This is a genomic window from Rhizobium sp. NZLR10 (assembly GCF_019685125.1).
Classification (GTDB): Bacteria; Pseudomonadota; Alphaproteobacteria; order Rhizobiales; family Rhizobiaceae; genus Rhizobium.
The window spans coordinates 77,306-86,377 of the sequence record NZ_JABDWE010000026.1 but is presented as its reverse complement, the minus strand read 5'-3'; the positions used below and the strand labels follow the sequence as shown (position 1 = coordinate 86,377).

The 9,072-nt window shown below is 60.2% G+C and carries 10 protein-coding genes; 8 read left to right on the top strand and 2 right to left on the bottom strand.

Annotation, left to right across the window (positions count from 1 at the left end):
• Positions 1-427 precede the first annotated feature (427 nt).
• Both HJB82_RS29495 and HJB82_RS29490 read right to left on the bottom strand, forming a co-directional pair.
• On the bottom strand, positions 428-1,072 hold the full coding sequence (locus HJB82_RS29495; protein ID WP_207584527.1) for an NrsF family protein: 645 nt from the start codon (positions 1,070-1,072) through the stop codon (positions 428-430).
• Positions 1,069-1,617, bottom strand: a complete 549-nt coding sequence (locus tag HJB82_RS29490; RefSeq protein WP_207584528.1) for a sigma-70 family RNA polymerase sigma factor — start codon at positions 1,615-1,617, stop codon at positions 1,069-1,071. The genes HJB82_RS29495 and HJB82_RS29490 overlap by 4 nt, the downstream gene beginning before the upstream one ends.
• Before the next feature lie 186 nt (positions 1,618-1,803).
• On the opposite strand from HJB82_RS29490, the gene HJB82_RS29485 reads away from it, so the two are divergent.
• The 8 genes from HJB82_RS29485 to HJB82_RS29450 all read left to right on the top strand — a co-directional run bounded on the left by HJB82_RS29485 (position 1,804) and on the right by HJB82_RS29450 (position 9,055).
• On the top strand, positions 1,804-2,052 hold the full coding sequence (locus tag HJB82_RS29485; protein WP_221142252.1) for a pentapeptide MXKDX repeat protein: 249 nt from the start codon (positions 1,804-1,806) through the stop codon (positions 2,050-2,052).
• A 148-nt stretch (positions 2,053-2,200) separates the two neighbouring features.
• Positions 2,201-3,043, top strand: coding sequence for a cytochrome b/b6 domain-containing protein (locus HJB82_RS29480; protein ID WP_221133060.1), 843 nt, complete (start codon positions 2,201-2,203; stop codon positions 3,041-3,043).
• Entirely contained in the window at positions 3,040-3,816 is a 777-nt protein-coding gene (locus tag HJB82_RS29475; RefSeq protein ID WP_207584531.1) for a molybdopterin-binding protein, read from the top strand. The genes HJB82_RS29480 and HJB82_RS29475 overlap by 4 nt, the downstream gene beginning before the upstream one ends.
• Positions 3,817-4,206: 390 nt before the next feature.
• Complete coding sequence (locus HJB82_RS29470) at positions 4,207-4,965, top strand: FadR/GntR family transcriptional regulator (protein WP_207584532.1); 759 nt, start codon at positions 4,207-4,209, stop codon at positions 4,963-4,965.
• A 28-nt stretch (positions 4,966-4,993) separates the two neighbouring features.
• A complete protein-coding gene (locus tag HJB82_RS29465; RefSeq protein WP_221117197.1) occupies positions 4,994-5,968 on the top strand; it encodes a sialic acid TRAP transporter substrate-binding protein SiaP in 975 nt (324 codons plus the stop codon).
• A 58-nt stretch (positions 5,969-6,026) separates the two neighbouring features.
• Positions 6,027-6,599 (top strand): TRAP transporter small permease, encoded by a 573-nt coding sequence (locus HJB82_RS29460; RefSeq protein WP_221133062.1) that lies wholly within the window; start codon positions 6,027-6,029, stop codon positions 6,597-6,599.
• Positions 6,600-6,603: 4 nt separating this feature from the next.
• Positions 6,604-8,010, top strand: a complete 1,407-nt coding sequence (locus HJB82_RS29455) for a TRAP transporter large permease (RefSeq protein ID WP_221142250.1) — start codon at positions 6,604-6,606, stop codon at positions 8,008-8,010.
• Positions 8,011-8,020: 10 nt separating this feature from the next.
• A complete protein-coding gene (locus HJB82_RS29450; RefSeq protein ID WP_207584536.1) occupies positions 8,021-9,055 on the top strand; it encodes an L-idonate 5-dehydrogenase in 1,035 nt (344 codons plus the stop codon).
• Positions 9,056-9,072: the final 17 nt, after the last annotated feature.

Sequence of the window (9,072 nt, the reverse complement as noted above, 5' to 3'; positions counted from 1 at the left end):
CGCCAGCCTCCTGCTCACGCAGCACACCGATGATCTGCTCTTCTGTAAATCTCTGCTTCTTCATTCGTCCGTCCTTCGTAAGGCCGGACTCTAATCAATTCTGGAAGAAATTCGCAGTGGCAGGTCATGACGGCAAAGGTCCGTTCCTGTTGACGCACTGCGCCTTCTGGGGGGATGAGGATGAGTACGAAAGCTATAAGGGTCCGATCTGGAAGGACTTGAGCTTCTCCAGCACACTGGCCGATGCGGAGGAGAAATTGGGGACGCCAACGAGAGTCGGCCGTCTCGGTATCCATTTCTGGGAATTGCCTGATTTCAGATTGACCATGCAATGGAAGAGCCGGGAAAGCATTCGGGTGATTTCGTATTGGATGAAGCAATGGATCAGGTGTCGTTCGCACATCGCTGATCTCCAGCCGGGAAGGATCTACCAGCGCAGCAGGCGAGGGCCGGTGAAAGCGCCGAGCGCGCCGGTGAGCAGGATGCCGAGGGAATACCAGATCAGCACGAAGGGCATGCCGTTTTCGGTGCAGAACCAGGAATAGACCCAGGCGCCCGCTGCTCCCGCGGCGATACCGGCGACGAAGCCCGTCAGCCGCAGATCCGAGGGTGCCGTACGGCGCAGTGCCCAGACGGCGCCGGCATAAATAGGTATCGCGAAGCCAAGGATCAGCAGCGGGCAATGGAGCGCCGAGGAGCCAAGGATCAGCACCGGGTAAGTCTCGGTCGGAGCCATGATGAGTTGGACGGCTGCCACCGCTGCCATGGCGGCGAAGGTCACGGCAAGCCAACCGAAAAAGCGGCCCTCGGAACCGTCGGGTCGGGAGAGCCGATAGACGGCGAGGAAGGCCGCTACCGCAATCAGCGCATTATAGGCCGATTTGATCCAGAAGACCGGCAGCATCAGCACGTCAGGCATATCGACCCGCGGACCGAGAATGGTCAGCATCAGCACCAGGGAGAGCCCGAGGGCCGGCAATATGCCGAGCGCAAAGTGCTGCCACAGTGAATTGCGCGGCACCGGCGTCAGGTCCCTTGCCAGGCTTTCGATGATGTCGTCCGTCTTTGTCACGATGCGCCTCGCAATCTCTCTCCGAGCGCCTTGAGCGCCCGGTGGATGCCGACCTTGACCGCCGATTCAGACTGGCCGGTGCGGTTTGCGGTGTCGGCAACCGACTGGCCCTCCAATTTCACCAGCCGGATCAGCTCCTGTTGTCTCAATGGCAAGCCGTCGAGCAACCGCTCGACGTCCATGCGGGCCGTCAAGCTATCCTCGCTGAAGTCGCTTTCGATTTCCTCGCCAAGCTCGGTCTCTGCCAGCCTGCGTCCGCCGCGGCCGCGATGATGGTCGATCAGCTTGTAGCGGGCGATCGAGAAGAACCAGGCCGTGAACGGTCTTCTTCGGTCATAGGTGGATCGGCGAGAATGCAGTGCCAGCAATGTCTCCTGGACCAGGTCTTCCATATCCGCTTTCGTCGCCGCGGCCATCCTGCGGCTGTAATAACCGACGAGCAGCAGGCGCAAAGCCGCCAGCAAACGCCGATACGCCGCCTCGTCCCCGTCAAGGGACAGAAGCATCAATGCTTTCAGGGCTTCTTCCGAATGGGCGGTTGTCATGCTGTCAGAGAGTTCATTCGCTAGAAGCGGCCAATCGGTTACAGGGAAGATCAAAAAAGTAACGGCATCACAGCTCTATCACATGCACGTGAGGCTGTAACGCATTCCGACGCTCTCTCGAATAGCTTAATGTGAGCCATCGGCACGTCGCCAGCGGACACGAAAATCCATTTTCAGGAGAGTTCCATGACCAAGCTTTTTTCCAGCCTTGCAGCCTGCACCTTCGTCGTCGGTCTTTCTCTCGCAGGCGTCGCATCGGCTGAGGACGCCATGAAGACCGATGCGATGAAGAAGGACACTATGGAGAGCGGCAAGATGTCGAAGGATGCCATGAAGATGTCGGGCACCAAGAAGGACTGCATGAACAAGGCCGGCATGGAAAAGGACGCGATGAAAAAGACCGACATGATGAAGAGCTGCGATGCGATGAAGTAGGCGTTTCGCATCTGCGCGGCTGCTGAAACTTTCTACAGCGCCGCGCGTCTTTTTAGAGACGCAAAGGACGCTGTCGCATTTTGAATTATGTATTTGTAGGCGGCCGCGTCTTCTTGTCCCGAAATGTCCATTCATCCGGAGAACAGTCATGGCGACGATCGATGCCGGCACGCAAACCGGCCGCACGCTCATCTACCGCCACAGCCTTACTGTGCGCCTGTCGCATTGGGTGAACGTGCTGTGCCTCACGGTGCTGCTGTTCAGCGGCCTGCAGATATTCAATGCACATCCGGCGCTCTATTGGGGCCAGTATGGCGCCGACAACGACCCGTCCTTCATCTCCATGGAAGCTACCGAAGACGGCAGTCAGGTGAAGGGGCTGACGCATGTCGGTTCGTTCACCTTCGATACGACAGGCATGCTCGGTCTTTCGAATGTCGACGGCGAGGCGACAGCGAGGGGTTTTCCAAGCTGGCTTACCCTTCCAAGCTATCAGGATCTGTCGACCGGTCGGCACTGGCATTTCTTTTTTGCCTGGTTGTTCGTCCTCAACGGTCTCGTCTATCTCGCCTATGGTTTGGTCAGCCGGCATTTCCGCCGGGATCTCGCCCCGGCCGGCGCGGAGCTGACACTCACGCATCTCGGCCATGAGGTCGTCAACCATGCCCGGCTGCGCTTTCCCAAAGGAGCCGAGGCACGCCACTACAACACGCTACAGAAGCTGACCTATCTCCTGGTGATCTTCCTGTTGCTGCCGTTGATGGTTGCGACGGGGTTGACCATGTCGCCGGGCTTCGATGCCGTGGCGCCCTGGCTGCTCGATATCTTCGGTGGGCGGCAATCGGCCCGCACACTGCATTTTCTCACTGCCTTCTCGCTCGTCGCCTTCGTCTTGGTGCATGTCGCCATGGTGATCCTGTCGGGTGTCTTCAACAATCTGCGTTCGATGATCACCGGTTATTTCGCCATCGAACAGGGAGATGAACAATGAGCCGCCTCATCACCCGCCGCCGCTTCCTGATCGGTTCGACCCTGACTGCCTCCGCGCTGGGATTGAGCGGCTGCGACGCATTGGTCGAAAGCGACCGGACGAAATCGGTCCTGAAGATCGCTGAGGGGTTCAGCATGAAGGCGCAGCGCTTCCTGCAAGGCGACAACGCGCTGGCGCGTGAATTCAGCGAGGCGGATCTCTCGCCGGTCTTTCGCTCGAACGGCACCAGCATGCCTGACAACCCGCAATATCTCGACTGGATGAGCCAGCAGTTTTCGACCTGGAGACTTGATATCGGCGGACTGGTGGAAAAACCGGCTCAGCTGTCGCTCGCCCAGTTGAAGGCGATGCCGTCGCACACCCAGATCACCCGCCACGACTGCGTCGAAGGCTGGAGTGCGATCGGCAAATGGACTGGTCTGCCGCTTGGCGCCTTGCTGCAATCGGTCGGGCTGAAGCCCGAGGCGCGCTATATCGTGTTCCACTGCGCCGACGAATACGAAAAGTCGCTTGATGGCACCGGCTGGTATTATGAGAGTATCGATCTGGTCGATGCCTTCCACCCGCAGACGATCCTTGCTTATTCGATGAACGGCCGCGACCTGGAAGTGGCGCATGGAGCGCCGCTGAGGCTCAGAGTCGAGCGGCAGCTCGGTTACAAGCAGGCGAAGTATCTGACCCGCATCGAAGCGGTCGCGGATCTCGGTCGGCTTTACGGCGGCAATGGCGGATTCTGGGAGGATCGCGGCTACGAATGGTATGCCGGGATATAGCTCCTCGGTAGGGCTCTGAAACCGAGGCGAGCCTCCCATCTATTCCACCCGGGGTGTGGCAATGATCTGCGAGCGTCGCTCGAAGCCGCCATGACGTTCCTGGTACAAGAGGACGGGATCAGCCATCGCCCCACTATCCGCCATTGGCCGATCATCTCCCAGATAGTCGGCCTGTCTGGCGTCACTTCCCCGGCAGATCCTGTTCGATCGTCGCATTCTCCCTATAGCCCGCGACCCTTGGAAATCATGAAGGTTCCCATCTGTGGTTTTCCTGTTTAACGTTTATGCGACGGATTGACGCACAACCCCAGCGATGATACCTATGCGCCAATTGGTCAGGCCAGTTGACCAGATGCGTGCTTGAGGAGAAGCGCGCCGAGGAGGCCCAAGATGTTTTCGCCTGTTGAATCACGCCGCCTCTATAGGCAGGTGGCCGATCAGATTCGATTGATGATCGTAAGCGGCGAGCTTGCCGTCGGTCAGCGGTTGCCGGCCGAACGTGACCTGGCGGAACAGCTGTCGGTGTCACGCCCGACCGTCCGCGAAGCGCTGATCGTCCTGGAGGTCGAAGGCCTCGTCAACATCCGTATGGGATCCGGCATCTATGTGGTGCGCCAGCATGCCGCGACTGTGGCGGGGAGCGAGCGCGAGCCGGTGGAGGGGCCTTTCGAGCTGCTGCAGGCGCGCGCCATCATCGAATGCGCGATTGCCGAGGAAGCTGCAGGCTGCGCCAAGCCGGACGATATCGCCCTGCTCGATGAAGCGCTGACGCGTATGAGCGGCGGCGTCAATGATGCGAGCACGGTGCTTGCCGCCGATCGCGCTTTCCACACCGGCATTGCCGCGATCGTCGGCAATGCGACGCTGATCCGGGTAACCGGCGAGATGTTCGACATGCGGATGACGCCTTATTTCGCCAAGCTCGCCAGCCACTTCGAGGGGCCGGGAACATGGCGCAGCGCCGTCGACGAACATCGGACCATTCGCGACGCGATCGCCGCCGGCGATGCCGCAGGCGCCAAGGCGGCCATGCGCGCCCATCTCACCATGTCGCAGAAGAGGTTTTCCGAGAGCTTCGGGGAGGAGCTTTCGGGAGAGGAGCAGCGCGGCCGCAGCAAGCGGCCTGCGAAAGGAACGACCAAGACTTGAGACTTAACTGAGCCCGGAGGAGAGAGCGATGAAGAGCAGACTGACAACGATACTTTGCACCGCAGCCGCGATCATGGCGACGACGGCGGTCGCGCATGCTGAGACAGTGCTGAAATGGGCGCATGTCTATGAAACGTCCGAGCCCTTCCACACGGATTCCGTTTGGGCCGCGGAAGAGATCAACAAGCGAACCGACGGGCGCTACAAGATCGAGGTTTATCCGGCCTCGCAGCTCGGCAAGGAAGCCGATATCAACCAGGGCCTCAAGCTCGGCACGGTCGACATCATCATCTCGGGATCGAGCTTTGCCGCACGCGACTACAAGCCGATCGGCGTCACCTACTTCCCCTATATTTTTCGCGGTCCCGATCATTTGATCGCCTACACCAAGAGCGATGTCTTCAAACGCCTTGCCAAAGGCTATGAGGATAAAACCGGCAACCACATTGCCGCCGTCAGCTATTACGGCACGCGCCACACAACTGCGAACAAGCCGATCGCCAAATGCGCCGATATGCAGGGATTGAAGATCCGGGTGCCCGACGTTCCGGCCTATCTCGCCATGCCGCGGGCCTGCGGCGCCAACACCACGCCGATCGCTTTTGCCGAAGTCTATCTCGCTTTGCAGAACGGCACGGTCGAGGCACAGGAAAACCCGCTGACGACAATCGAGGCGAAGAAGTTCTACGAAGTCCAGAAGAACATCATCCTCACCGGACACATCGTCGATCACCTCAACACCGTGATCTCGAAGACGCGGTGGGCGAGCCTGTCCGACGAAGACAAAAAGATCTTCGGCGACGTCATGCAGGAAGCCGCCGAGCGCACGAGCAAGACGATCGCCGGCAAGGAAAACAGCCTGATTGCGACCTTTAGGGAAAAGGGGCTGAACGTTGCCGAGGTCGATAAGGGCGATTTCGAGAAGGCCGTGATGGAAAAGGTCAAGTTCGAGGACTTCGGCTACGAGAAAGCCGATTGGGAAGCAATCCGCGCGATCCAGTAAAGCCAGGGCGCGGCGTTAGCCGCCGCGCCCTTCTTCCCCAACCGGAACAAGGCCGATCATGTCGCAAGAAATACACACGCAAATCACGGCCGAGGAAATCGGTCACGAATTCGAAGGCCACGCGCCGACCGCAAACATGTCGGACTACGCCATCGAAGACTGGATCACGCTAATGGTCTTCTGGCTGATGGCGGGTTGTGTCTTCCTGCAGTTCTTCACGCGCTATGTGCTGAACGACAGCTATGCATGGACCGAGGAGATCGCGATCAACTGCCTGATCGGCGTCGTCTTTCTGGGCGCCGTCATGTGCGTGCGCACCTCGCGGCATATCCAGGTGGACGTGTTCTATCACTATATGCCGGCAGGCCTTGCCCGCGTGCTGGCGACCGTCGTCGACATCGTTCGCATCGGCTTTTTCGCCTATGGCTGCCACCTGATGTGGCGCTATGTCGATATCGTCGCCGACGAGCAGATGGTCACCGTCGAGCTGCCGCGCAACATCGTCTTCTACTCCGTTCTCGTCGCCTTCGTGCTGATGCTGATCCGCGCGGTCATCGTCTTCATCGCCAATATGCGCCGCGGCTACTCCGTTCTGGAGCGCCCGGAAGAATTCCAGACCGTCGAGGATTGATCCGATGCTGCTGCTTCTTGGCTCGTTTCTGGTGCTGATGCTGATCGGGGTGCCCGTCGCAATCTCGATGGCTGTCGCGTCCGTGCTTTACATCGTTCTCTACGGCGTTGCCCCCGACATCATCGTCGCCCAGCGCATGATCGCCGGTGTCGAAAGCTTCCCCCTCCTCGCCGTGCCGTTCTTCATTCTGGCGGGCAACCTGATGAATTCGGCGGGTGTCACAGGCCGCATCTATTCCTTTGCGGTTGCGCTCGTCGGTTGGATGAAGGGCGGGCTGGCGCAGGTCAATATCATTGGTTCCGTCATCTTCTCCGGCATGTCGGGCACCGCACTTGCCGATGCGGCCGGTATCGGCACGATCGAGATCAAGGCGATGAAGGACCACGGCTATCCGGTCGAGGCCGCGGTTGGCGTGACGGCGGCGTCGGCAACGCTCGGGCCGATCTTCCCGCCGTCGCTGCCTTTCGTGATTTACGGCATGATGGCGAACGTCTCGATCGGCGCACTTTTCATGGCCGGCATCCTGCCCGGCATTGTCATGACGTTGCTGATGATGATCACCGTCGCCGCCTTTGCCTATTGGAAGCGATGGGGCTCGGACGCGCCGTTTGATATGCGCGAGCTGCTGTCGGCCGGAATGGAAATCGTCGTCGTCCTGCTGGTGCCTGTAACAATCTATTTGATGATGCGCGCCGGGCTATCGATGAACGCGGCGGCGGGCATTGCTCTTCTCGTGCTTCTGGCGCTCGACTGGCATTTCCGCTTTTCCGCCGTCATGGCGCTGATGACCCCGGTCATTCTGATCGGCGGCATGACGATGGGCTGGTTCACGCCGACGGAGGCCGCCGTCGCAGCCGTCCTCTGGTCGTTATTTCTCGGCCTTGTGCGCTACCGCACGATGACGTTCTCGACGCTTGCCAAGGCAAGCTTCGATACGATCGAGACGACGGCATCCGTTCTCTTCATCGTTACCGCGGCCTCGGTCTTCGCATGGCTGCTGACGGTGAGCCAGGCCGCAGCACTGTTGTCCGATGCGATCCTGTCGATCACCGACAATAAATGGGTGTTCCTGATCCTCGTGAACCTGCTGATGCTCTTCGTCGGCTGCTTCCTGGATACGATCGCGGCGATCACAATCCTCGTGCCGATCCTGCTGCCGATCGTCGCGAAGTTCGACATCGATCCGGTTCAATTCGGCCTGATCATGACGCTGAACCTGATGATCGGCCTGCTACACCCGCCGCTCGGCATGGTGCTTTTCGTGCTGTCGAGGGTCGCGAAACTCTCGGTCGAACGCACGACGATGGCAATCCTGCCCTGGCTGGTGCCGCTTTTCCTGGCGCTGATCCTGATCACCTTCGTGCCCTCGGTATCGCTTTGGCTGCCGGAGCAGCTCGGGCTGCTGAGATAGGAGGGATACAATGCAGACACGTCTGGCACGGCTTTACCAAAAGGGCGATCTCAGGATAGAAACCGACACCGTTCCGGTCCCTGGTTCAGGCGAGGTGCTTCTCAAAATGGCCGCCGCAGGCATCTGCGGCTCCGATCTGCATTATTATCAGGATGGCGGCTTCGGACCTGTCAGGGTTCGCGAGCCGATCATACCGGGCCACGAGGCCTCGGGAACCGTGAGCCAGGCAGGCGAGGGCGTCGATCTCAAGGCCGGCACGCTGGTGGCGGTCAATCCGAGCCAGCCTTGCGGACATTGCGAGTATTGCCAGCAGGGCTTGCCGATCCACTGCCTTGAAATGCGCTTCATGGGTAGCGCGATGCGATTGCCGCATGAGCAGGGCATGTTCCGCGAGTGGCTGGTGGTGCCGGCCAGGCAGTGCTTCGACGTGGGGGCCGCGACGACCGCCGCGGAAGCGGCCTGCAGCGAGCCCCTCTCGGTCTGCCTGCACGCGGCATCGCGCGCCGGCAATATCACCGGCAAACGTGTCCTCGTCACCGGAGCCGGCCCGATCGGCGCCTTGATGGTTGCCGTTGCCGCTTATCACGGTGCAGCCGAGATCGTGGTGACCGATCTGGCGGACGCGGCGCTGGAGAGGGCCAAGGCGATGGGTGCCAGCCGGACGATCAACGTTTCCCGGGATGCCGCAGCGCTTGGGGAATTCGAGGCGGGGAAGGGCTATTTCGATCTCGTTTTCGAATGCTCCGCCGCCGCCCCGGCGATCCGCAGCGCCATCGCCGCCATCAGGCCGCGCGGCACGATCGTGCAGGTCGGCGTAACGGGAGAGATTCCGATTCCTCTCAATGCCATTGTCGGCAAGGAGCTTCACATCCACGGCACGCAGCGCTTCCACGAGGAATTCGCCACCGCGGTCGACCTGATCGCGAGCCGCACGATCGACATACGGCCGATCATCAGCCACAGCCTGCCGCTCGAACAGGCCATGGCAGCTTTCGTTCTTGCTGGTGACCGCAGTGCCGCCTGTAAGGTACAGCTTACGTTTTAGCGGTGTGGCGCCGGCAC